Here is a 24,529-nt window from a genome sequence, read left to right on the forward strand (position 1 = left end):
AGCCTACCGGCCGCGGCGGTCACGCCGTGCCGTCAGTGCAGACCCGGGTGCCGCGTCCGCCAGGCTAAAGACTCTCTGCACTATGGCTGCGCTTTGCGCCTAGATCAGGCGCCTTTTTGACGTGCTGCTCGGAAACGCTCGAACTTTCGATACGGTGGCCAAAGGGATCAGAGCGCGGTCAACGGGGCGGGTTTCGCAAGTCATGTGGCAGGCGAGACATCGTTGCTTGCTCGTGCTGGTAATTTCAGAGGCAATTTTGCCAAGTCAATGAAGAGAAAACTTCGAAATGGATCGATTCGTACGTTCGTTGCTCAGCTGGCGCAATCCGCAGCAGCCAGAAGGGCAGGACCAAGCATCAAGTGGTTCAGCGCCGAGTGCCGGCACGAGGCCTCGCCCCACACCGCCAGCAGGTATTCCCGCTCGTCCAGCCTCCTCGCAGGACGATCCAGTGGGGTCCACACATCCCCATAGCCCGCCGTGGCGTGCCAGCGTGCCCGTCTCCACGGCGCAGGCGAACGTGGCGAGCCCATGATCCGCACAAACAAGCACACCACCGGTTGATCTTCTGGACCGCCTACCAACAGACTCGTGGTTGAACGTGGTCGGCAGGATGAATCAGGAGACGAGGTCGGCGTTTCGCCTGGTCAGTCGCGCCGCCGCCGCCGCCGTTGGCAAGCAATTCGTGCAGGGCCTGATGGTGCGGAATTCAAAAGATTTGCCGTTGGCTTTGAAAGCATACGAGGGCGTGAAAATCACCAAGCTGTCATTGCACCATGATGATGAACTCGGGCTTGGTGGGCCCGCCTACGCGCACCTTCAAGCCTTGCCGCCCTCCTTGCTCAAGTTGTCAGTGATGCTTGGTGGGTTCGCCAACGCGGACCTTCAAGCCTTGCCGCCCTCCTTGCGCGAGTTGTCAGTGATCTCTGCCCCAAACATTACCGCTGCTGGATTGGCGAAATTGAATCTTGAATCGCTCACGGTACAAAAAGGTTGGATCCAGGATGAAGGGGCGCGGGTGCTCGCTGGCAACACCTCGATCACCACGCTCATCCTGACCCACAACCGCATCGGGCCTGAAGGCGCACGGGCCCTCGCTAGCAACACATCGCTCACCACTCTCGACCTGGGCTTCAACCGCATTTGGGCTGAAGGCGCACGGGCCCTCGCTGCCAACACATCGCTCACCTCGCTCAGCCTGAGATTTACCTACATCGGGGATGAAGGCGCACTGGCCCTCGCTCGCAACACATCGATCACCTCGCTCAACCTGAGAACAACTGGCATCGGGGATCGAGGCGCATGGGCCCTCGCTCGCAACACATCGATCACCTCGCTCAACCTGAGATCAAACGTCATCGGGGATGCAGGCGCACGGGCCCTCGCTCGCAACACATCAATCATCTCGCTCAATCTGGCCAACAACAAAATCGGGTCTGAAGGCGCACTGGCTCTCGCCGACAACAATTCGCTCACCTGGCTCAACCTGGGCGGCAACAGCATCGGGGATGAAGGCGTACAGGCCCTCGCTGGCAACACATCGATCACCACGCTCGTCCTGGAACGCAACGAGATCGGTGATGCGGGCGCGCGAGCTCTGGCGACCAACACTTCGATCACCTCGCTCGACCTGAGCGGCAACAACATCGGTGATGCGGGCGCGCGAGCTCTGGCGGCCAACACCAAGATCACCTCGCTCAAGTTGTCCAACTGCGGCATAGGTCCGGCAGGCCGGGCAGCTCTGGAAGCAGTACGAGATCGCTTTGAATTGCTGGAGTTAGGACAATGACTGTCGAGATAGTGGGTTGATGAAGCCGGCGGGCTCCGCCTGTTATGTCCGGGGCTATTCAAGGGACAACGTCCCGCGTACAGCCAGTGCCATCGGAGCGTCGAAGCCTTGAGAAAAGTGGGGCTGGGTTCATGCCACACTGATGCGGTATTCGCTTGGCCGCGGGTCAAGAGGACCGCAACGCCCTTGCTCGGCAGCCTCGATGGCGAGGCTGGCATCACGTCCAAGCGGCTTTGGGCGATCGTGAAGAGGTTCTTCGCCGCGACGGCCGACATCCTGGCGGATACGAACCCGGACTGTCTTACGAAGCCGCGCACCCTTTGTTCGCCAACGCATCCGCCCGCTCGTTTCCTGGATCGCCCGCGTGCCCCTTGACCCATCGGAATTCCACGCGGTGCAGGCCCCGCAGGGCATCCAGCCGCTGCCACAGGTCGGCGTTCTTCACCGGCTTTTTGTCGGCCGTCTTCCAGCCGCGCGTCTTCCAGCCGTGGATCCACTCGGTGATACCTTTGCGGACGTATTCGCTGTCCGTGTAAAGGATCACGTCGCAGGTGCGCTTGAGCGATGCCAGCGCCTCGATCACTGCGGTCAACTCCATGCGGTTGTTGGTTGTCATTGCCTCCCCGCCGAAGAGGTCCTTCTCGTGCCCGCCGGAACTGAGCCATGCGCCCCACCCTCCGCGCCCCGGGTTTCCCTTGCACGCGCCGTCGGTGTAGACGACGACCTGCGGCCTCGTGATGGCCGGCCTATCCTCCGACGAAGCGTCCGGAATGGTGCTGCTGATGTTGGTGCTGTTGATGATGTTCATGAGTGTTCTGTTTCCGCCGGCTGCCTGAGAGGCTGAGAGTATTTCGAACGTGTCCGAGCAGCACGTCAAAAGGCGCCTGACCTAGGCGCAAAGCGTAGTCATAGCTTGGCTATGGCGAGCATTTGCAACGACTAGCAGGGGGCTTGGCGTGATGAGCGGGCATGATCGAAATACTCTCAGCCTCTGAGCCTGCGATGGTGCTGATGATGATGTGCAATGACCGCAGGCGCGGCCTTGGGTTTGACGCGCTCCTGCCGCACGAGGCCCACGAGCCGCATTCCGCGAACACGCTTGACGGCGGTGAGTGAATAGACCGCACCGAATACCGGCCACCAGCGGTCGCCCAGGGCTTCAGTCCATTCGTAGCGGGCCAGCCAGCGATCGCTGCCTACGGGCGGCTTGTAGCAGCCGAAACGCCCCGCCTCGACTTCAAAGCTCAGGAGGCGCAGCCAGTCGCGCAGGCGCCGATAACCGATGAAGTCACCTTCGCTGGGCAAGAACAATGGATCGCGCCGGCCCAAGCCGACGCTCAAGCGCATGTGTCCGAGCCGCTGCCGCAAGCCCCAGAGGCTGGCCGGATTGATACCAACAATCACAACTCGGCCTTCGGGGCGCAGTACGCGTTCCACTTCGCGCAAGGTCCGATGGGGGTCTCGAGCCAGCTCCAAGGCATGCGGCAACACGACGAGATCGAGGCTTTGGCCGTCGAACGGCAAGGCGTCGAAATCGCAATGAAGCGCAACCGTAGCGGATTTTGCCGACATCAAGTCGGCATCTGACGCGTACAGCCGGGAACCCTCGTCGCTTACCCAGCGGTGCGGCATCCGGTTGGCGCGCAAGCCATCGAGTTCGGGCAGCCCCAACTGCAAGGCGTGGAACCCAAAAATGTCAGCCACCGCATGGTCCAGATGTTGCTGCTCCCACGCGAGCAGGTAGCGGCCGGCAGGAGTGCGCAGCCACTCGGCCAAACCTATAATCGCAGGGCATTTTGTCGTCATGAAACTCGTTGCGCTTCCTGCCTTCACGGACAACTACATTTGGATGCTCCACGATGGCTCCAATGCCATCGTCGTCGATCCTGGAGACAGCACGCCGCTCATCGATGCGCTTGCGTCTCAAAAGCTGACGCTCGCGGGCATTCTAGTGACCCATCATCACGCCGATCACGTGGGAGGCCTTGAAGGCCTCCGAGCTTTTTTGCATGGCCACGTTTTTGGGCCGGCGCGAGAGGACATTCCGGAACCCTACACCCCCCTTCGCGACGGCGAGTCCGCCGAGTTGCTGGGCCTTCGCTTCGAAGTGATCGACGTGCCGGGGCATACCTCGGGACACATCGCCTACTTCACGACCGACGCGGGCTGCGAGCCCATACTGTTCTGCGGCGACACGCTCTTTTCCGCCGGCTGTGGCCGCCTCTTCGAGGGCACGCCGGGGCAGATGTACCGCTCGCTGTCGCGTCTGGCGGCGCTGCCCGGTAACAGCCGGGTGTGCTGCGCACATGAATACACTTTGTCCAACCTCAAATTCGCCCGCGCGGTAGAACCGCGCAACAACGAACTTGCCGCCCACACGCGCCGCTGCGAAATACTGCGCGAACAAGGCATCCCGACGCTTCCGAGCTCTATCGCCGAAGAGCGCATCATCAACCCTTTTTTGCGCTGCGACGAGCCGACGGTGATTGCCGCTGCTTGCGAGCACGGCGCGGCCAGCAAGTCGGGCACCGATGTGTTCGCCGCGCTTCGACAATGGAAGAACGATTTCCGATGATTCACCGAACATTCAAGTGCCTCCGATGGCGCGGACTCATTGATGGCTTGAGTGCCATCTTGCTGGCCACCACGCTCGCGGGTTGCGCCACGACCTCGCCCGATGCCCCGGCCATCGCCGCGAACGAGGCATTGTCGGCCACTCCGCCAGCACCGGCAGCGTCACAGCCATCCGCTGCAACGCCAGCCGCTACCGCATCGACACCCGAGATGGCAACCGCTCCCGCGGAGTCCGCCTCTGCGCCGATGGCCGTCGACCCGCTGCGTCCCGAAGCGCCTGTCGATCTCAACGATGCCGCCGCCCATACCGACCTCTGGGCACGTTTGCGCCGCGGTTTCGCGATGCCCGATCTCGATAACGAACTCGTCCGCGACCGCGAGCAGTGGTACGCCTCCCGCCCCGACTATGTACAGCGAATGACTGAGCGCGGCAGCCGCTACCTCTTCCACATCGTTGAAGAACTCGAGCGCCGCAACATGCCTTCCGAGCTGGCGCTGTTGCCCTTCATCGAGAGTGCATTCAATCCGCAAGCGATGTCGTCAGCGAAGGCGTCGGGCATGTGGCAATTCATGCCCGGCACCGGCCGCGACTTCGCGCTCAAGCAGAACGTCTTCCGCGACGACCGCCGCGACGTACTTGCCTCTACCCGCGCCGCGCTCGATTACCTCGACCGGCTTCACACCATGTTCGGCGACTGGCACCTCGCGCTCGCCGCCTACAACTGGGGCGAAGGCAACGTAACGCGCGCCATCGCACGCAACCAGAAGCTCGGTCTGCCTACCGACTACGGGAGTCTTCGCATGCCGATGGAGACGCAGTACTACGTGCCGAAATTGCAGGCTGTAAAAAACATCGTCACCAAGCCCGCCGCCTTCGCACTCACGCTTCCGGCGGTGGCCAATCACCCGTATTTCCTGAGCGTCCCCATCACGCGCGACATCGACGTGGCGCTCGCAGCTCGGCTAGCCGAGCTCCCGGTTGAGGACTTCAAGAATCTCAATCCTCAGATGAACAAGCCGGTGATCCTTGCGGCAGGCACTCCCTACGTGCTGCTGCCTTACGACAACGCCGATCGCTTCGTTCATGCGCTCGAAGAGCATCGCGGCGCGATGGCGTCGTGGACGGCCTGGGTTGCGCCCAAGACGCTGCGGCCGGTGGACGCAGCCAAGCAGGTCGGCATGAGCGAAACGGAACTGCGGGAACTGAATCGCATCCCGCCGCGAATGCTTGTAAAGGCTGGTTCCACGCTGCTGGTGCCACGGACGCAACAGCGCATGGACGACGTGCCCAGCCAAGTCGCCGACAACGCGACGATGAGCCTGGCGCCCGATGCGCCGGCAACGCGCAAGGTGGCATTCAAGGCCGGCAAAAAGGACACGGTGTCGAGCGTGGCGCTGCGGTACCGAGTGAGCGCATCGCAGGTGGCGCAGTGGAATCAGGTGGGTGCGAACGCTGCATTCAAGCCTGGGCAGCAGGTGGTGGTGTTCGTCGCAAACAAACTGTCGGCAACTCGTGGATCGACGCGTCATGCGGCGGCAAAAAAGCCGATTCGGCACGCCGGTGCCAAAGCGTCGGTGCGGGTGGGCAAAGCCGGGCACTCGTCGATTCGGGCGGCAAAGGCCGAGTAGGGATTTGGCCCAAGGCGACAGTGCCCCTGCGAGTTGCCGGCCTACCGCCGATCCACCAACGCGTGAGCAATCGTCCCCAGGTCCACGTACTCCAACTCGCTGCCGATAGGCACACCGCGAGCCAACCGCGTGACGCGCAAGCCGCGCGCTTTCATCGCCTCGGAAATCACGTGGGCTGTCGCCTCACCTTCAGCGGTGAAGTTGGTCGCAACGATGACTTCCTCGACCGTCCCATCCGCCACTCGCTCGAGAAGTTGCGCGAGGCCGATGTCTTTTGCCCCCACGCCGTCGAGCGGACTCAGACGTCCCATCAACACAAAGTACACCCCGCGATAACTGCCGGTGCGCTCCAGCGCCGCTTGATCGGCGGGCGACTCCACCACGCACAGCAAGCGTGCATCGCGCGACGTGTCGAGACAGGTGCTGCACACCGCCCCTTCGGTGAAAGTGTGGCAACGCTCGCAATGCCGGATGTTGTCGACAGCAGACTTCAGCGAGTTCGCCAGGCGCTGCGCGCCTTCGCGGTCGTGCTGCAGCAGGTGAAACGCCATGCGCTGCGCGGATTTCACGCCCACGCCAGGCAGGCGTTTGAGCGCGTCGATCAGCGCGTCAAGTGACGGTTCGGCCATTCAGAACGGGAACTTCATGCCCGGGGGCAAGGGCATGCCGGCGGTCAGCTTGCCCATCTTTTCCTGCGAGACCTCTTCGGCGCGGCGAATACCGTCGTTGAATGCTGCGGCCACCAGGTCCTCGAGCATGTCCTTGTCATCGGCCAGCAGACTGGGGTCGATCACCACACGCTTCACGTCATGCTTGCAGGTCATGGTGACCTTCACCAAGCCCGCGCCCGACTGCCCCTCTACCTCGATGTTGGCGAGTTCTTCCTGCGCCTTCTTGAGGTTGTCCTGCATCGCCTGCGCCTGCTTCATGAGGCCTGCGAGTTGGTTCTTCATCATGGTGTGCTTCTCCTGAAATCTGATGTTTGCGAATCGATGGGCTTGATGGAGCCCGGCACGATGCGGGCCGTCTTGTATTGCGCCATCAAAGCTTGCACGAGAGAGTCGTTGTGGATGATCTGTTCCGCTTCAAGCTGACGACGTTCTCGTTCAGCTGCGGCACGCAGTGCAGGTGAATCTTCGGCGACGCCGCCCTCTACGTCCAGCCTCACCGGCTGGTTCAGCAGTTGCGACAAGGCCGCCTGCAGTTTGTCACGGTGAGACTGGGCGCGAAGCATTTCGCGCTCGGCACGCAGCCGCCAGACCGATGTGTCGCCTTCAGACATGATGCCGATGCATTCCGATTGCATCGCGAGCTCTCGCGTGAGGGCCGAGATGCTGCCTTGCTGGACCAGGTTTTCGACGACCTGGGCCCACCGCTCGCCGGACTCGGTACGAACCACAATGGTGCTGGTACGTGGAGTCGAGGGGGACGGCAGCAACAAGTGATCAGGGTCCGATGACGGCCGATCGACAGGGGTCGGCCCTGGGGATGTGGCGGCCTCGTCTTCCCATGGCGGAGGGGGTTCGTCGCTTGAGGTAGCGACAGGGGCGGCTGCAAGGGTGGGAATGCCGGCAGGTTGGGCGGTCTGGCGGGCGGGCGTCGCGCGCACCACTGGTTCACGCGCGGCAGAGGCGTTTGCGCCTGGGGATGCTTCGGGTGCAGCCGATTCGCGCGAGCCACTTGGACCACGAGCAGCAACACCCTCGGCGGGTGCCGGCTGCGACGCAGTTCGTCGCGGGGTCATGGCCACGTCGCCGCTGCCACGTGGGCGGAATGCCAGCATGCGTAGCAGCACCATCACGAGTCCGCTGTATTCGTCCGGCGCCAAGCCCAGTTCAGCACGACCATGCAAAGCCATGCTGTACATCAATTGGGTTTCATCGGGGGGCAAGGCATCGGCAAGGCGAGTCGCGGCGGCCATGTCGGGGTCCGTCGCGTCAAGCGATCCGGGCACCGCCTGCGCCACCGCCATCTGCTGTAGCAGTTCAGCCAGTTCTTCTAGCGTGCCGGCAGCGGACAAGCCCAGTCCGCGCAAGCCGTCCGCCACAGCGATCAGCCCTGCACCGTCGTTTGCTGCCAGCGCCTCGACGATTCGAACGGCATGCCCCCGATCCACTGCCCCAAGCATCTGCCGAACACCGGCTTCAGTGAGCGAACCGGCACCGAAAGCAATTGCTTGATCCGTCAGCGACAAGGCATCGCGCATCGAGCCACGCGCTGCACGCGACAGCAGGCGCAAGGCACCCGATTCCGCCGGGATGTCTTCATCCTTCAAGACATTCGTCAGATGCGAATGGACCGTCTGCGGCGCCATCGGTCGAAGATTGAACTGAAGGCAGCGCGACAGCACGGTGGGCGGCACCTTCTGCGGATCGGTCGTGGCGAGCACGAATTTGAGGTACTCGGGCGGCTCTTCCAGCGTCTTTAACATCGCATTGAACGCGGTCGTGGAAAGCATGTGCACTTCGTCGATCATGTAGACCTTGAAGCGCCCCACCACGGGTTTGTAGACCGACTGGTCAAGCAGCGTCGAAATCTCTTCGACACCGCGGTTGGATGCTGCATCGAGTTCCACATAGTCGACGAAGCGTCCGGTGTCGATGTCGCGACAGGCATTGCACGCACCGCACGGATGCGCGGTGATGCCACCCTGCCCGTCCGGCCCCGTGCAGTTGAGCGATTTCGCGAGCAGCCGCGACACCGTCGTCTTGCCCACGCCGCGCGTGCCGGTGAAGAGATAGGCGTGGTGCAGCCGCCCTTGCGTCAATGCGTTGCCGAGCGCCTGAACGACGTGCTCCTGCCCCACCAACTGTTCGAAATTGAGCGGACGGTACTTGCGTGCGAGGACGATGTAGCTCATGCGGGGCATTCTACGGGCGCGACTCCGGCCGGATCGTCTTGGCGCCTGAGAGGCTGAGAGCATTTCGATCATGCCCGCGGACACGCTCGAAATACTCTCAGCCTCTCAGCCTCTGACTGATAATCCGCCCCCATGAAGCCAGTTGCTCCCCAAGAAGATTCCGCCACGCTCAGCTACTAACAGGCCGGCGTCAACTACGATCTGATCGACCCGCTAAAGGTCGCTGCCCAGCGCGCCGCGGTGGCCACCGGCGGGCACCTTGCCAAGCACGGCTTCAGTGAAGTCGCTGCCTCGCGCGGAGAATCGGCCTACGTGGTGGACGTGGGCCCGTTCTACATCGCGAGCATCGTCGAATGCCTGGGCTCCAAGGCGCTCGTGGCCGACGAGATGAACAAGCTCACAGGCAAGAGCTACTACGACAGCATTGCCCAAGACACCATCGCGATGGCTATCAATGACCTCATCACCGTCGGCGCTACGCCACTGGTGGTACAGGCCTACTGGGCCGCTGGAGGCTCCGACTGGTTCTCTGACGGACAACGTGCTCAAGCATTGGTCGCAGGATGGAAGCGCGCCTGCGACATATGCAAGGTGTCCTGGGGTGGCGGTGAGACGCCTGCGCTTGCAGGCATCGTGGCCGACGGCCGCATCGACCTCGCAGCATCGTGCACCGGCCTCATCAACCCGAAACAACGCCTGTCGGTCGGCGACAAACTGGCGCCGGGTGACTCGATCGTGCTGCTCGCCTCGAGCGGCATCCATGCGAACGGATTGAGCCTTGCACGAAAGCTGGCCGAACGCCTGCCGCAGGGCTACCTCACACCAGTCACGCCAAACCTGAATTTCGGCGAAGCACTGCTCGCGCCGACGGTGCTCTATTCGCCCGTGACCGAAGCTCTTTACGAGGCTGGAATCACTCCGCACTACTGCGCCAACATCACCGGCCACGGTTGGCGCAAGCTCCTGCGACACCCTGCAACACACACGTACCGCATCCACACCGTGCCAGAAGTGACACCGGTGTTGAAGTTCATACAAGAGCACGCCCGCCAGGACGACAAAGAGGCCTACAGCACGCTCAACATGGGTGCGGGTTTCGCGCTGTTCGTGAAGGCGGCCGATGCCCAGCGCACAGTCGAGGTGGCGAAGTCGCAAGGCGTCGAAGCCATCGTCGCCGGACAGATCGAAGCCGGTCAGAAGAAGCTCATCATCGAGCCCTTGAACATCGAATTCGGAGATGAAGCGTTACAGCTTCGCTGAGAAGCTGGGAGTATTTCGAACGTGTCCGAGCAGCACGTCAAAAGGCGCCTGATCCAGGCGCAAAGCGCAGCCATAGCGTGGCTATGGCGAGCATTTGCAACGACGAGCAGGGGGCTTTTGGCGTGATGAGCGGGCATGATCGAAAAACTCCCAGCCTCTGAAGCGCTTCTGTGAGCGCGAAGTCTCTCGCGTGTCGCCTACAATCCGCCCCGACGGGCCTCCCCGCATGGAAGCGCGCCCAATCTGGTCAGGTCGGGAACGAAGCAGCCACAAGCGTTGCAACCAGTGCCGGGGGTAAGGCTCGTCAACCTCATTAGCACTTGCGCAAGAGCCCCTATCGGCGGCATCTGAATGCGCATGCAATCGCCTCAAAGGAATAGACTGGCGTTGTCATTCGCGACTCGTCAGGCCGCAGGTCATCACTCCTTGGCTCACAGTGGCCCGTACGCGCCTTATGCGATGCCGCAGAATGATCCACAGCCCGCTCCAGGTGTGAACCTCAGGCGGGCTGATCGTTTTTTGCAGGTGCGGAAGATCAGCGATGCCGATCCGAGGTCTTCGCCATCACCGCGTTGTATTCGTCCTGCGCATGACGCAGACATTCGCTTTGAGCTGCCCCCCTGGCTTCGCGTTTGCAGGCAAGTTTCACTTCCGCAAGAGCACTGACGGCCTCTTTGCGAGCGTCGTAGGCGCTTTGGCCCGATTGCGGACCACCCGTAGACAGATCCACCTTGGTTTCAATGACTTTTTCCGGCAACACAACCACCTCAGGCGCCGGGGTCGTTGTGTCGATGGGAGGCATGGGTTGCACTTCTGTCGACGATTGGGCAAAGGCCGGCGACGCAAGCATGAGGACGAAGAAGCTCATTCGATGAAATCTCATGGGATCTCCTTGGAAGATGCCACTCTGGGCGTTCTTGCAAGCAGCAAACGATGTACCCGCCACGCGTCCAGGGTTTCTGGTGTCAGAGACCGAGTTTTTCGAGCGTGCCCGAGCAGCACGTCAAAAGGCGTCTGAGCTCAGCCCGCCTGCTTGAAGGCCATCACTGCTTGATTGCGCAAAGTTCGCATCATCGACAGCTCCTTCTCTCCCAGCTCGATTCCGCCGGGTGCCGCCTTGTCGGCATAGATGAGCCCGAACGGCGCCCCCTTGAGCATCAAAGGCAGCAAGAGGAAAGCGGGCGCGTTGACCGATTGGCGATACCACTGCGGCAACCTCGTCGCGATGTTGGCGACCGTCGCGTCGCTGATCAGGGTGTCAGCCCCCTTGATGCACACCGCCGAAAACAGATCGCTCGGCCCCTTCAGGGACACCTTGAACGCGGCCGATACTCGCTCGGCTTGGTCACCCAAGCCGAATCGCCCGGTAAGCATGTCGGCCTTCGGGTCCCGCAGGCAGAAGATCACGCGGCGGAAACCGAGCGCGCGGAACATGGTCTCGAGAATCATCCGCAGCACTTCGTTCAGGCGGAATGTCTCGACCATCGAATTGGTGATGTCCTGAATGCCGGCGGCCATCACCTCGGCTGCGCTGTCGGCAGGCTTCGGGTCCAGCGGCTGGGGCAAGGTGGCCTGCAGTTCGTGAGGTGTGAGCGTGTCCCCCTCTTGCGCCGCGTCTTCCACCTCGACCGCCGTGCGCAGCAGTCGCGCCGCGGGCGTCCCGGGCTGGACATGCAGGTTCATCGCCTGCGCCATCTGAGACAGCTTTGTCCGCGCTTCCACCGCCGCGCCTTCGATGACTTTGGGGCTCACCCCCAGTACCTTCGAATAGCGCTCAGCCACGGCTGCAACGCCGGCCGCTGATTCGCCAGGCTCACTGCGCAGCAAGGTGTCGGTGATCTCGTTGGCCGCCTGTGCGAGCCAACGCACGCGGTCGCTTGTCTTATCCGCGGGACGTGCGGGCACGTCGGCGACGGGCTTGCGCATGCAGCGCTGCAAATTCTCGGGAAGCCCCCAGGACTTCGCCACGCCCAAACCCAGTTCTTCGAAGCTCAGGCCCAGCACGGTGATCGACGCAGCCTCTTCGGTCGCAGCACTGTACGCGCGACCGCTCTTTGCATGATCGGCCAGGACGCTTCGCACCTGACGCGCTTCCTCGGCGAAATAGAACTCAGTCAGCAGACGGCCCAGGTTCTGAAACATCGCGCCGATGAAGGCCTCTTCGCTCTCACGCGACACGGAGCACAACTCGCTCGCTATCGACCCGGCCATCAGCGAACGAAGAAACTCTTCCTTCAACTGATTGGCGTGGCCCTTGTCGTGCATGTGCTCCAACAGCACGAGACTCAAAGCCATGTTGCGGATGCCCGCGAACCCCACGAGAGCAATCGCCCGCGACACGGTACTGATGGAACCGCCGCCCGCATGCTGGTAGTGTGCCGTGTTGACCATGCGCAAGAGCTTGTTGGTCAGTGCGACGTCCTTGAGGATTTCGTTCGACAGGCTGCCGAGGCTTTCTTTCTCGGAACTCGCCACGCGCTGGATGCGCACGACCGAATCCGACATCGCCGGAAAGTCGCTTTTATGCCGCATGCGGCGAAGCAGGAATTCGAGCGTCCCGCTGTTGCTCGCCGTGCCGGCATTCGCAACGTTGGCTGAATTTCCGACTCCGGCTGATGCCGCGAGCCAGTCCTGCAAGGCTTCGCGGAACTTCGCGGCGCTGGTGTGACGACGCGAATTGTCTCTGGCCAGTGCACGCATCACGATCGCACGCAGCGTGTCATCGACCTCGGCGGGCATGCTGCTCGGCATACCGATGTCTTCGTGCGCCGTCCGATAGATGGCGCGATACGCGTCGCGTTCAGAGATCACCGGTGTGCCGCAAAGCGCTTCGGCAAGCACGAGGCCGGTTGAAAACACGTCCATCGTCGGAGTCGGCGCCGCGCCATGTGCCGCTTCGGGCGACATGTAGCCGGGCGTGCCCACCACCTTTTGATTGTTGGCCGCGTCCTTCACATGAGCGGCAATGCCAAAGTCCATCACGCGCGCACGGCCCGCACCGTCGACGAGGATGTTCGACGGCTTCAAGTCGCGATGAACCACCCCGGCAGCATGCGCGGCCTGCAGCGCATCGAGCACGCCGACGACGAGTTGCACGGCCTCGCGCGGCGGCAGCGCACCTCTTGCGCGCAGATGTTCAGCCAATGTGCGGCCCGGCACGTACTCGAAGACGAGGTAGGGCTGCTGCTCGTGCATGTCGGCTTCGAACACGGGCACGATGTGCGGATGGGTCAGCCGGCTGACGCTGCGAGCTTCCTGCAACCATTGATTGACGGCAGCCGCATCGGTGCCGGCGGCGGGCCGCATCAGCTTGACAGCAACTTCACGTTCGAGCCGAGGGTCGAAGCCGAGCCACACGGTCGCCTGCGCACCCTTGCCCAGTACTCGACGAAGCTCGAAACGGCCAAGGTGCGCGCTGCTCGCGGGAGTGTTTTGAAAAGCAGCCATACGTCGTTAGGACATGGCCCGGAATAATTTTCCGCTTTGGGGGCGCAGGGCGGGATGCGATGCAAGGCGCTCCGAACGCCGTGTGGCGAGCCACACAAGCGAGGAGCAACGCCGCAGCGCGCCCGCCCTGCGCTCCCAAAACGGGAAATTGTTTTGGGCCATGTCCTTAGCGTTTGTCCGCGGCGGATGCAGCTGGCGCGGCGGATACTTCTTCGTTGTCGGATTTGTGCACGATTGCGACGCGGCGGCCGGCCTGCAGCGCCGCGCGGGCGGCCTGCAAGGCCTCCTGAAAGTCCTTGGCGCTGATCTCGAGTGCACGCGCATAGCGCTGTGCGACTATGCTCAGGCCATGCGCGATGCGTGTCGCCGGCAGCAGCGTGACAGCATCGACCGCATCGTTCGCCGCACTCGCTGCCGCGCGCAGCACGTCGGCATCTCCGTCGGGTGTGCGCGCAGGCTTGTCGCGCGGCAACCGGTGGATCATGTGCTGCACGTCTTCACCCAGGCCCCAGTGACGCGCGACGGCCGCGCCCAACGCTTCGATGTCCACGCCCAGCACGGCATACGACGCGCCTGCCTCGCTCATGCCGGGCTGCTCGGGCGTGCCGGGTTCGGCGTTCGCCGGCGGTGGAGACGGACGCATCAATTGCCAGATCTGCTCGGCTTCGTCAGAGAAGTGATACTGCACAAGCAGCCGGCCGAGGTTCTGCAGCACGGCCACGAGATAAATGACTTCGGGGTCGTAGCCGGCTGGGCACAGTACCTGCGCCGTGTGGCCCGCAAGACGCGCCCGATCGATGGTCTTTTCCATGGCCGCGGCGCCGGCAGGTGTCAAGGGTCCGGGCCACACGCGAAGCTGCGCGGCAGCCTGACGGATACCGTTCAACCCCACGAGCGCAATCGCCCGCCGGATCGTCAACACCGGGCCGTTGCCGACTGTTTGCGTGCCCTGAACCTGGGCCGAATTGACTTGTCGCAGCAACTCGAAGCTGAGCGCCATGTCCTGCAGGATCTGCTCTGCCATCTCGTCGGTCCGCTGCCCCTCTTTGGCGGTGAGGTGAGCGACGCGTCCGCCAACACCCGGCATGGCGGGTAAATGGCCGATGCTGCGCATGCGGTCGAGCAGCAAAGCGAGCGGCCCGCCCGTGTCTTGTGCCTCGGCCGTGCGCCAGCCATCGAGCGCTTGCAGCAGCGTGCGGGCGCTGAGGTAGCGCTGGCGCTCCTGGCTGGAGGTCGTGCGATTGGCGATGGCGCGCAAGGCCTCGGGAATCGGATGCGTCGTGGTCCACGGCAGGCGAACGATTTCCTTGCCGATGGGAGACAGGCGTGAAATCACGAGGCCGGTGTCGGGCTCTTCGAGCGCGGGCTGCCCGGTGAGCACGTTCTGGAGCAGGAGCCCGCAAGCGAGCACGTCACGCTCGGCCATCTCGCGATGGGCACGCAGCCGGTTCGGGTCCAGCGCCATGCCGCGATCGTTGGCGCGCAAAGGCTCTTTGGCTTGCGGATGGCCTGCCGCGGCCAGCGCCATCACGCGGACATTCCCGTTGTCGCTGACGATCAGGTGGTGCAGTTGCAGATCGCCGTGCGCTGCGCCCGCCTCGTGGGCGAAGGCCACGCCTTGCAGGGCGTCGCACATCCAACCCACGGATTCGAGCGGAACAGGGTCAGGGTGAGCCGCCAACCACTCGGGCAAGGTCACGCCGAGTGCGCGGTCCACCGCAACGAAGGGCCAGTTTTCTTGCACACCCACTTCGACAACGTGGGCGAGGTTCGGATGGTTCAGTCGGGCGGCGGAGCGTACCTCGTCCTGCCAGCGTTCGAGAGCGGCCGGCGCGGCGGGCTGCACGCGCGGCAGGGTCAGCATCACTTCCTGGTCCAGGCGCGGATCGAATGCCAGCCACACCATGGTGCCGCTACTTTTGCCCAGCAACTGGCGCAGCTCGAAGCGGCCAAGGCGGCGTGCGACGCTGACAGAGGCGGGACGTGAGGCTGGAGACGCGGGAGCGACCATTGTGGTGCGAGACGAAGTTGCCCAATTGGATGCCCAAGCGCCACACCTTGAAGACCGGATGAAGCCTGCCAAGGCGTTGCTTTTCGTGCCCGAACCAGTTTGCGCGCGGTGAGTCAGCTCCGGGCGCGGCACGACGTGAGAAATGCCACGCGTCGCTTTGCCTGGGTTCTACAAGGAAAGTTCTATGACTTCGCCCGCCCCCGTGATGAATGCGCAACGAACCATGTCACGCATTTGCAGCTTTTGCACGGCCCGGCGATAGCGCTGCATTTGGTCGCGGTATTCGGTCAACGCGTCAGGAGCATGCCGGAGCTTGTAATCCAGGATCCACCATGTCCGCTCGTCGTCAACTTCCAATTCGACCAGTCGATCAATACGCAGCGTTTCGCCCCCTTCGCTGACTGGCACCTCATTGCCGGACCATCGAAGCGCCGCACCGCGAAAGAATTTTTCACATGCAGGGCTTTGCCAGATCCGATTGGCCAAGCGCAGCACTTCGCTTTCGTCGACGGAAAACTCGCGGGCTGCGGCCGTGGCGAGTGTGGCGAAGCGTTCTGTGCTGACGACTGTAGCGGCGTGGCGTGCGGCGGCCCATTCGAGCACGCGGTGCACGGCCTGACCCAATCGGCTGGCGACATCGTCCGTGGCCACTGGGCGCGGCGGCACGACGCGATCGCTCGCACCCGCCCACGCAGGAAGCCTCGGCAGAACAATCGGCCTGTCGCTCCTTCGGGCGCTCGAGATGTGACGATCCGGATCCACCGTCAGGAGCCGGACCTGCGCCTGGACCCGATCCCACCATGATGGCTTCGCGGCAGCACGGTGAGGCTGCGTGGCGCTGAAGACGAGGCGGCTTCGCGCCCGGGTCATCGCCACGTACAGGCCATTCAACTCCTCGCGATCGCGGGCTTCCCTCTCATGTTCAAGCACCGGCTCGAGAGAAGGCGGGCACTGCGCTTCCGAATACACGAAGGCGCAGTGCCGCGGAATTTCCGAGTCGACTGGCCAGTCGATGAGCAGCGTGGCGGTGTCGGGATTCTTCGGTGTCGGGTCAGCATCCATGATGAACACGACTTCCGCTTCCAAGCCCTTGGCGCCGTGCACGGTCAACAGTTGCACAGCTTCCGATTGCAGCGCCGCAGGCACCTTCAGCGTGCGGCGTTTCAAGGCCCGCACGAAGTTATAGGGTGTGGCATATCGCGCCCCATCGAGCGTGAGTGCCTGGTTCAGCAACGCATCGATTGCACTCAGAGCCGCCGTGCGTCGCTCTGCCGGCACAGCGGCCGCCACGCGCTCGCGCACTTCGCCCTCGGCCACGATGATGTCGAGCAGATCGTGCGGCGGAAGACGCTGCGCTGCGGCGCTCCATCGAATGAGCATGTCACGCGCCCTCTTCAGCGCGGCGTCAGGCGCCTCCAGATCACGCAACGCCCGCCACCAGTCGCCATGCTCCGCCGCCGCCCTCGCCAAGGTCATGAGACCCTCATCGCCAACGTCGAATATCGGGCTTCTCAGCGCATGCGCGAGCGACAACTTGTGCAGCGGCGACGCGATCACATCCAGCACGGCGACGAGATCGCGCGCCTCGGCAGCATCGAGCAAGGCGAAGTCTTCTGCAGCAGCAAAAGGAATGTGCAGGCGTGCCAGTTCATCCGCCACAAGGCGCAAGGACTCGCGCTTTCTGCAGAGGATCTGGACATCCCCAGGCGCCCTGCCCTCGCTCTGGATGAGATGGTCCACCGCAAGCGCGACCTGCCGGGCTTCCTCCTGTCTCAGCAACGCATCGGGCTCGGTGCGCGGCTCTGAGAGACTGTCGCGCCAAGCATCTCCTTCGCCTTCGATCGCTTCGTCGGACTTGAGTGGGCGCATGACCTCCGGAATTGCAAACACACCGGCGTCCGCAGTCGGCGCCACCTCGGTGGTGTGCGCACGAAAGCCGGCATATTCGTGACGTGACCCAGCCTGTTCGAAGACGGCATTCAGCACGGCCAACACCTCGGGTGCATTGCGCCGCGTGTGGTCGCAAGTCAGTACCGTGCCGCCCAGCCCCTCGACCACGAAGTCGCGCGCCGCCTCTAAGACGCGCGGTTCCGCACCCCGAAATCGGTAAATGCTCTGCTTCGGATCGCCGACGATGAACACGCCCGGCGGCCGCTGCCCGCTTGCGCCGCCGCCTGCACCTGCGTAAGCGGCCAGCCATGCATGCAAGGCATGCCATTGCAGCGGGCTCGTGTCCTGGAACTCGTCGATGAGCAGATGCTTGACCCGCGCATCGAGACGCTCCTGCACCCATGCGGACAAGGTGGCGTCGCGCAGAAGATTGAGCGCACCATGCTCGAGGTCGTTCATGTCCGCCAACCCATGCGACCTTTTGTAGACCGCGTATTCCGCGAACAGTGCTCGCGACAGGCGAACCATGCGCAGATGCTCTTCGTGCGCAGTTTGCTGCCGGCACGCCCGCTCGATCTCATTGAGAACGGCAGCAGCTTCGTTGACGCCCTGGATATCGGCCACAGCCTTGCGCAGTTCACCTTTTTGCGTGAACAAGGCAGCGCGCGCGCCAGCCAGTCGCGGCAGCGGGTGAATCAAGGCCAGCGCTTCCTCGAGCAAGGCACCCTGCTTGCGCCCCCCCGCGCCGTGATGACGCCCCAGCGCAACCGCCACTGCGCTCAACAGCGAGTGCACGGCGGGAGTCTCCAGATGGTGCGAGGGGTGATCGAGCCCAGCGAGATGCGCCCAATGATCCACAGCGGACGGGACGCTGCGCTCCAAGGTGCCGGCGAGATCGGCGAGTTCGATCTCGATGCGCTTGCTCCAGGCCGCGTCGAGCCACTTGCGCAATTGAGAGCGCCCTCGCTCGCGGACCAGCGAGCCGTAATCCTCACGCAAGCCTTCGTCTGCAATCACCGCCGCATAAAAGCGGCGGTAGACGTCGGCGCGATGATTGTCCGGGTCTTCGAGCAATTCCATGTCGGCCTGCAAGCCGAGTTCTGCCAGAAGCTCCATCGGCGCGGCGCGCAGCAACTGCGAGAACCAGGCGTGGAAGGTGCGTACCTCGACCGATCGACCGGTGCACAGCAATCGCTCATGCAAGACCGCGAGGACGGGAGCAAGGCGCTTCGCTTCGGCATCGCCAAGCCCCCTTGCACGCAGCTCCCGAATGCGCTTCGCGTCATCGCATGAAGGCGATGCGAATTCGCCCAGCCATTCGTCCAGCCGCGCACGCATCTCTCCCGCGGCTTTTCTTGTGAAAGTGATCGCAAGTATTTCGTGCGGCTGAGCCCCGGCCAGTAAAGCGCGCAGGATGCGCGACACGAGCATCCAGGTTTTGCCAGCCCCCGCGCAGGCCTCGACGATGACGCTGCGCGACGGGTCGCAGGCCGCGGCGTAGAAGGCCTGCCGCGATGCAAGCTGGCCGTCGATTCCGTAGGCTGGCCCGGCCGGATTGTCGATGTTGAGAGTGCTCATGATTCGTCCAACGCCGCCCAGTGGTCGCGCCGACACAGGCCACGCGCTTCGCAATACTCGCAGGCGATGCCGTCGCCGAGCGCAGGCAACACAGCACCATCGCGCAAGCGATCCAGATCTCGACCGATGCCGATCACCAGCGCCCTCGCCGTCGCCTCGACGTCCTTATGCTCAATGGCCTTGATGCCGTCGTTGTCGTCGAGCGGCAAGTAAATCGCGCCGACCGCGCCGCCCGCTTCCGATTGCTCCGCCATCAGCGCGGCGTAGAAGGCGAGCTGCGTGTCTTCCTGCGGACGCTTCACCAGGTTGCGCAGGTTTTGCGCACTGCCGGTCTTGTAGTCGATGAGCTGAGTGACTGGCCCGTCGTCGCCCGGAACGCTGTCGATTCGGTCGATGCGGCCTTGCATCTCGACGCCAGCCCAGGCTTCGGGCCGAGCCCGCAGATCGCGCTCGCCTTCCAGCCATTGCGCGCCGGCAGCGTCGCGCTCGTGCAGCCACGAAACGTACCTCGGTGCAAATCGCGCGAAGGTGGCAGCAAAAGGCAGGAATGATGCTTCGTCCAAGCCCATGGTCTGCTGCACTTCGTCGGCAACGACGTGCAGTCGCGCTTCTTCGTCCGTTGGAGACAGCGGTTCAGTTCGAGTCAAGTGGAAGCGGTGAAGTACCTCGTGCAACCACGTTCCGTAATCGCGCTTCTCGACCTCATCGTCGAGTTCGTCAGCGTCACGCAATGCCAGGAGGCGCAAGACGAAAAAGCGGTAGGGGCACACTCGAAGGGCCTCGCAGGCACTTGCGCTGAGGGTCGACGGCACCAGGTCCGGGGCGATCGGTGCGGGCCGATGAATCGGCCGCGCGGCCAGTTCGATGCGGCCCAGCGGATCGGCAGCTGCAGGCAGATCGCGACCCGCTGCACGCATCGCAATTCGCAGCCGCTCCACGAGCGTGCTGGGAGCAAGCGGTTCACCCCCGTCGTCACTTCTGCGAAGCAAGGAGATGTGGGGTATACGAAGCAGTTGCGCAAATGCGAGGAGTTCTGCGTCCCGCTTGGCAGTGACGCCAGGAAGGCCCAGTTCGGTCGCCTGTGCGTCGCTGAGAAGGGAGTGCGGCTGCGGCGATCCGCCGAGTCGCTTTTCATCGGCGCCGGGGAAGACCACGGCGGCAAACGGACGGAGCATGACCTGGGCGAGCGGCGTGACCACGACAGGTGCATCTACTGCCGCAAAACCCGCCTCGGGCTTGAACGGCGCATCTTCCAGGGTGCCGTCCACCCAGCTTGTGAACTCCTGAAGCGTCATGCCTTCGGCACGGTCGCTACTGTCGAATCTGCCTTCGACGAGGTGCAAGGCCGCGAGTGCCTGTCGCCCCGCATCATCGGACTGCATTTGTGCCCACGCGCCACAAAATTCGAGTGCACGAGCCAACGCAGCGATCCATGCAGCGAAACTGCGTGACCTCGGCGATCGCAGGTCGGCAATCACCGCCTGCGCGGCCTGCCACAAGGCCGTGGCGCGTTCGCCGAGGCGTGCGACATCTACCGACGAAGGTGAGGTCCAGGCGCGACGTCGCATGGCCGATTCGATGACCTGCACCGACCATGCGGCGTCGCTCATGCCGGGCCAGGATGCCGTGCAAGACTTGAGCCAATCGAGCCAATCGTCGGCACTTGCGCGCGCATGGGCTGCACGGAGCAAGGTGCCAATCGTGGCACCCGCGCGAGTGGTCGAGAGCTTCCATCCGGTCTCGTCCACGATGTCCACGTGCTGGCGCGCCAGCAACGCGCGGACGCGGCGCATGAGGAGACGGTCCTGTGAGATCAGCGCGACCGGCTGCCGACCTGCGCTCAGATTCGCGAGCACCTCCGCGGCACAGCGTTGCGCCTCGGCCTCGAAATCGGCACATACCGCGAAGGCCACGTCGGCATGTGGCGCATGTTCCGCGAAGACCGCGTCCGGCGATGCATCAGCATCGATGATCAGGGCGGGAACGTGCTGCCAACGCGAAAGCAGGTTTTGCACGAACAAGTCTGGCCCACCCGATTGAACCGCAATCCATGCCGAGGGGCGCAGGTCAAACAGCACATCGGTGACAGGCTCGGCGCTCGCTGCAGCCCACTCGAAGGCGATGCGCGCAAGCATCCGTTCGGTCCCTCCTGGGCCCGCTGCAATTGCGAGCGACTCTCGCCCACGCGTCCAATACCCCTCACGATCGGCAGGCGTCATCGCAGCCGAGGCGAGCGCGAACGCATGGGCTGTCTCGACAATTGCGCCCACAGCATGATCGAACCCGCGTTCGTCGCGCCGCTGCAACGCTTGGCCGAAAGGCTGGCCGCGCAGCAGGCCACGGGCGACAAGCCGGTCCAGCGGAGTGTCGAAGCTGATCTGCCCGGCCTCGAACGGCGTGCCTGGCCCGAGGCTTCGAGCGAGCGTCATGGTTGTCTCGATTCGCGGCATCCAGCCCGGCGATTGCACCCATGCCCGCCGCGCCAGCGGGAGGTGCTGGGCAAAAGGCACCAACACGATTGCATCTCGAATCTCGACGCCACGCTCGCGCGCCCAACCCTGCGCCGTTTTCGCCATGCGCTCCCAAGGGTCGCCGTCGCCGATTACAAGAGGAAGCCGAGGTATCGAAGCCATAGAAAAGATGAAGCCGTCGACAGGCTCGCGACGGAAGTGAGGAATGATCACAATGTGTCAGAATCATTGTGCCTTGCCGCCGTCAACCAGCGGCGTTCCACAAGGTTTTCGACAGGCCACCCCAAGGACAAGTCATGAGTTCCGATCTCATCAAGCACACCACCGACGCTTCATTCGACAGCGACGTACTCAAGTCGGACAAACCGGTCCTCGTGGACTACTGGGCCGAATGGTGCGGCCCTTGCAAGATGATCGCGCCCATCCTCGACGAAGTATCAAAGGACTACGACGGTCGTCTCAAAATCGCCAAGCTCAACGTCGACGAGAACCGCGACGTGCCTGCGAAGTTCGGCATCCGCGGCATTCCTACGCTCATGCTGTTCAAGAACGGCCAGCTCGCCGCAACCAAGGTCGGCGCCCTCTCCAAAGCCCAGTTGACGGCCTTCCTCGACGGTCATCTATAATCCGCGCAATCGCTTCGGGAGAAGCCAAGTAAGCCCAAGCAAGCCCACAAGGCGCGGCCCGCACGGCACCCCTCCCAAAGCCTGAAAATTTGCCACCACGCCCGGAAGCCAGTTCGGCTTCGCTGCATATACGGCGCGTGGATCCGGCCTCCTACTCCGACAACTTCTCTTTTCGCGACCGCCGAGCCAATGCTGTAACGGCGAATTCGGCGGCGACGAATCGGACCACGAGACCGACAAGCTCGGCGATACGCCATTGGCAGGCTGATCGCCAAACCACCCCAGGGTACTCACCCATGCATTTGTCAGAACTGAAAGCGCTGCACGTCTCCGAGCTCATCAAGATGGGCGAGGCGCTGGAGATCGAGAACGTCGCACGCCTGCGCAAGCAGGAACTGATGTTCGCGATCATGAAGAAGCGCGCCAAGGCCGGAGAACAAGTCTTCGGCGACGGTGTGCTCGAAGTCCTGCCAGATGGCTTCGGCTTTCTGCGCTCGCCCGACGCGAGCTACATGGCATCCACCGACGACATCTATCTCAGCCCGAGCCAGATCCGCCGCTTCAACCTTCACACCGGCGACGCCATCGAGGGTGAAGTCAGGGTCCCGAAAGACGGCGAACGCTACTTCGCTCTCGTGAAGGTCGACAAGGTCAACGGCCTGACACCCGAGGAGAGCAAGCACAAGATCATGTTCGAGAATCTGACACCGCTCTTTCCGAAAGAGCAGTTCAAGCTCGAACGCGAAATCAAGTCGGACGAGAACATCACGAGTCGCATCATCGACTTGATCGCGCCGATCGGCAAAGGCCAGCGCGCACTGCTCGTCTCCGCCCCAAAGAGCGGCAAGACGGTGATGATGCAGAACCTCGCGCACGCCATCATCGCCAACTATCCTGAGGTCTACCTCATCGTACTGCTCGTCGATGAGCGCCCTGAGGAAGTGACCGAAATGCAGCGCACCGTGCGCGGCGAAGTTATCAGCTCCACCTTCGACGAACCGGCCGCGCGCCACGTCCAGGTCGCCGAAATGGTGATCGAGCGCGCAAAGCGCCTGGTCGAGCTCAAAAAGGACGTCGTGATCCTGCTCGACTCGATCACGCGCCTCGCCCGCGCCTACAACAACGTACTGCCGTCGTCCGGAAAGGTGCTGACGGGCGGCGTCGACGCCAACGCCCTGCAGCGCCCGAAGCGCTTCTTCGGCGCTGCACGGAACATCGAAGAAGGCGGATCTCTCACAATCATCGGCACGGCCCTGGTCGACACTGGCAGCCGCATGGACGAAGTGATTTACGAAGAGTTCAAGGGCACAGGCAACTGCGAAATCCACCTGGATCGCCGTATGTCGGAAAAGCGGGTCTACCCGTCGATCCTCCTGAACAAGTCGGGAACCCGCCGCGAAGAGCTGTTGTTAAAGCCTGAAATCCTGCAAAAGAGCTGGATTCTTCGAAAACTGCTCTACCCGATGGACGAAATCGAGGCGATGGAGTTCATTCTGGACAAAATGAAGTCGACGAAGAACAACCTGGACTTCTTCGACATGATGCGGCGTGGCGGCTAAGAGGCTAAGAGGCTAAGAGGCTAAGAGGCTAAGAGTATTTCGAGCGTGTCCGAGCAGCGCGTCAAAAGGCGCCTGATCTAGGCGCAAAGCGCAGCCATAGCTTGGCTATGGCGAGCATTTGCAACGACGAGCAGGGGGGCTCTTGGCGTGATGAGCGGGCATGATCGAAAAACTCTCAGCCTCTAAGTTCCGTCACCCACAAGACAGCTGCCCCCCGGAAACGGGCGGTTTGCACCCTATAATCTGCGGTTTTCCGCCACGGCAAGTGCGTCGAACGGTTCGATGTGGCTCCCGACACTGAAGAGGCTCCCTCATGCAAGAAGGCAAACACCCCCAGTACCGCGAGATCTGTTTCGTGGACCTTTCCAACGGTTTCAAGTTCGTTACGCGTTCGTGCGCACAGAGCCGTGAGACGATCAAGATGGAAGACGGCCGCGAACTGCCGCTCATCAAACTCGAAACCACGAGCGAATCGCATCCTTTCTACACCGGCACCCAAAAGAGCGTCGACTCGCTTGGCGGCCGCGTCGAGAAGTTCCGCAACAAGTTCGCACACCTCAGCAAGAAGTGATTTGCGCCGCTTGATCCCTCAAGCGCTCGTTCGAAGAAGGCAGCCCCGGGCTGCCTTTTTTGTTGCCAGTCCGCGCCGATGTGGTCAGACCCGTTGTGTTGCATCATGCGCGCTGAGAGCGCTGAGAGTTTTTCGATCATGCCCGCTCATCACACCAAAAGCCCCTTGCTCGTCGTTGCAAATGCTCGCCATAGCCAAGCTATGGCTGCGCTTTGCGCCTAGATCAGGCGCCTTTTGACGTGCTGCTCGGACACGCTCGAAATACTC

Annotated in this window: 18 protein-coding genes and 1 other RNA gene; 8 read left to right on the forward strand and 11 right to left on the reverse strand. The window is 62.9% G+C overall.

Annotation, left to right across the window (positions count from 1 at the left end; genetic code table 11):
* Nucleotides 1–721 precede the first annotated feature (721 nt).
* Nucleotides 722–1,786 (forward strand): hypothetical protein, encoded by a 1,065-nt coding sequence (locus AC30NL_RS13015; RefSeq protein ID WP_489464424.1) that lies wholly within the window; start codon nucleotides 722–724, stop codon nucleotides 1,784–1,786.
* Between the two features lie 301 nt (nucleotides 1,787–2,087).
* On the opposite strand, the gene rnhA is transcribed toward AC30NL_RS13015, so the two are convergent.
* Both rnhA and AC30NL_RS13025 read right to left on the reverse strand, forming a co-directional pair.
* Nucleotides 2,088–2,594 carry a ribonuclease HI gene (gene rnhA / locus AC30NL_RS13020; RefSeq protein ID WP_489464425.1) on the reverse strand — a complete coding sequence of 169 codons (507 nt, stop codon included), beginning with the start codon at nucleotides 2,592–2,594 and terminating at the stop codon, nucleotides 2,088–2,090.
* A 176-nt stretch (nucleotides 2,595–2,770) separates the two neighbouring features.
* Nucleotides 2,771–3,592: a class I SAM-dependent methyltransferase gene (locus AC30NL_RS13025; RefSeq protein WP_489464426.1), complete on the reverse strand. Its 822-nt coding sequence runs from the start codon at nucleotides 3,590–3,592 to the stop codon at nucleotides 2,771–2,773.
* Here AC30NL_RS13025 and gloB point away from each other — a divergent pair.
* On the forward strand, nucleotides 3,591–4,361 hold the full coding sequence (gene gloB / locus AC30NL_RS13030) for a hydroxyacylglutathione hydrolase (RefSeq protein ID WP_489464427.1): 771 nt from the start codon (nucleotides 3,591–3,593) through the stop codon (nucleotides 4,359–4,361). The two genes, AC30NL_RS13025 and gloB, sit on opposite strands and share 2 nt — an antisense overlap.
* 47 nt (nucleotides 4,362–4,408) lie before the next feature.
* Nucleotides 4,409–5,989, forward strand: a complete 1,581-nt coding sequence (locus AC30NL_RS13035) for a transglycosylase SLT domain-containing protein (RefSeq protein WP_489464428.1) — start codon at nucleotides 4,409–4,411, stop codon at nucleotides 5,987–5,989.
* Nucleotides 5,990–6,030: 41 nt separating this feature from the next.
* Here AC30NL_RS13035 and recR read toward each other — a convergent pair whose 3' ends face one another.
* The 3 genes from recR to dnaX are packed head-to-tail and all read right to left on the reverse strand — an operon-like array spanning nucleotide 6,031 to nucleotide 8,849.
* On the reverse strand, nucleotides 6,031–6,618 hold the full coding sequence (gene recR, locus AC30NL_RS13040) for a recombination mediator RecR (RefSeq protein ID WP_489464429.1): 588 nt from the start codon (nucleotides 6,616–6,618) through the stop codon (nucleotides 6,031–6,033).
* Nucleotides 6,619–6,945 carry a YbaB/EbfC family nucleoid-associated protein gene (locus AC30NL_RS13045; protein ID WP_489464430.1) on the reverse strand — a complete coding sequence of 109 codons (327 nt, stop codon included), beginning with the start codon at nucleotides 6,943–6,945 and terminating at the stop codon, nucleotides 6,619–6,621.
* Nucleotides 6,942–8,849 carry a DNA polymerase III subunit gamma/tau gene (dnaX, locus tag AC30NL_RS13050; RefSeq protein ID WP_489464431.1) on the reverse strand — a complete coding sequence of 636 codons (1,908 nt, stop codon included), beginning with the start codon at nucleotides 8,847–8,849 and terminating at the stop codon, nucleotides 6,942–6,944. The genes AC30NL_RS13045 and dnaX overlap by 4 nt, the downstream gene beginning before the upstream one ends.
* Before the next feature lie 240 nt (nucleotides 8,850–9,089).
* Here dnaX and AC30NL_RS13055 point away from each other — a divergent pair, with 240 nt between their 5' ends.
* Nucleotides 9,090–10,109 carry an AIR synthase-related protein gene (locus tag AC30NL_RS13055; RefSeq protein WP_489464432.1) on the forward strand — a complete coding sequence of 340 codons (1,020 nt, stop codon included), beginning with the start codon at nucleotides 9,090–9,092 and terminating at the stop codon, nucleotides 10,107–10,109.
* A 211-nt stretch (nucleotides 10,110–10,320) separates the two neighbouring features.
* An RNA gene (gene ffs / locus AC30NL_RS13060) (signal recognition particle sRNA small type) lies at nucleotides 10,321–10,418 on the forward strand.
* A gap of 226 nt (nucleotides 10,419–10,644) precedes the next feature.
* On the opposite strand, the gene AC30NL_RS13065 is transcribed toward ffs, so the two are convergent.
* The 5 genes from AC30NL_RS13065 to AC30NL_RS13085 form a co-directional block, all read right to left on the reverse strand.
* A complete protein-coding gene (locus AC30NL_RS13065; protein WP_489464433.1) occupies nucleotides 10,645–10,992 on the reverse strand; it encodes a hypothetical protein in 348 nt (115 codons plus the stop codon).
* A 137-nt stretch (nucleotides 10,993–11,129) separates the two neighbouring features.
* Nucleotides 11,130–13,556, reverse strand: coding sequence for a protein kinase domain-containing protein (locus tag AC30NL_RS13070; protein WP_489464434.1), 2,427 nt, complete (start codon nucleotides 13,554–13,556; stop codon nucleotides 11,130–11,132).
* Between the two features lie 166 nt (nucleotides 13,557–13,722).
* Nucleotides 13,723–15,567 carry a serine/threonine protein kinase gene (locus tag AC30NL_RS13075; protein ID WP_489464435.1) on the reverse strand — a complete coding sequence of 615 codons (1,845 nt, stop codon included), beginning with the start codon at nucleotides 15,565–15,567 and terminating at the stop codon, nucleotides 13,723–13,725.
* 168 nt (nucleotides 15,568–15,735) lie between these two features.
* Nucleotides 15,736–19,035, reverse strand: coding sequence for a UvrD-helicase domain-containing protein (locus AC30NL_RS13080; protein WP_489464436.1), 3,300 nt, complete (start codon nucleotides 19,033–19,035; stop codon nucleotides 15,736–15,738).
* Entirely contained in the window at nucleotides 19,032–21,464 is a 2,433-nt protein-coding gene (locus tag AC30NL_RS13085; RefSeq protein WP_489464437.1) for a PD-(D/E)XK nuclease family protein, read from the reverse strand. Before AC30NL_RS13085 ends, AC30NL_RS13080 begins: the two co-directional genes overlap by 4 nt.
* 338 nt (nucleotides 21,465–21,802) lie before the next feature.
* Here AC30NL_RS13085 and trxA point away from each other — a divergent pair, with 338 nt between their 5' ends.
* The 3 genes from trxA to AC30NL_RS13100 all read left to right on the forward strand — a co-directional run bounded on the left by trxA (nucleotide 21,803) and on the right by AC30NL_RS13100 (nucleotide 24,262).
* Nucleotides 21,803–22,132: a thioredoxin TrxA gene (trxA, locus tag AC30NL_RS13090; RefSeq protein ID WP_489464438.1), complete on the forward strand. Its 330-nt coding sequence runs from the start codon at nucleotides 21,803–21,805 to the stop codon at nucleotides 22,130–22,132.
* A gap of 296 nt (nucleotides 22,133–22,428) precedes the next feature.
* Nucleotides 22,429–23,691, forward strand: a complete 1,263-nt coding sequence (rho, locus tag AC30NL_RS13095; protein WP_489464439.1) for a transcription termination factor Rho — start codon at nucleotides 22,429–22,431, stop codon at nucleotides 23,689–23,691.
* Between the two features lie 313 nt (nucleotides 23,692–24,004).
* On the forward strand, nucleotides 24,005–24,262 hold the full coding sequence (locus AC30NL_RS13100; protein WP_489464440.1) for a type B 50S ribosomal protein L31: 258 nt from the start codon (nucleotides 24,005–24,007) through the stop codon (nucleotides 24,260–24,262).
* 84 nt (nucleotides 24,263–24,346) lie between these two features.
* Here the strand turns inward: AC30NL_RS13100 and AC30NL_RS13105 are convergent.
* Nucleotides 24,347–24,529, reverse strand: a 183-nt coding sequence (locus AC30NL_RS13105; protein ID WP_489464441.1) for a hypothetical protein, incomplete at its 5' end; no start/stop codon positions are given.

It is taken from the genome of Rhizobacter sp. (assembly GCA_021153565.1).
Taxonomy (GTDB): Bacteria; Pseudomonadota; Gammaproteobacteria; order Burkholderiales; family Burkholderiaceae_C; genus Albitalea.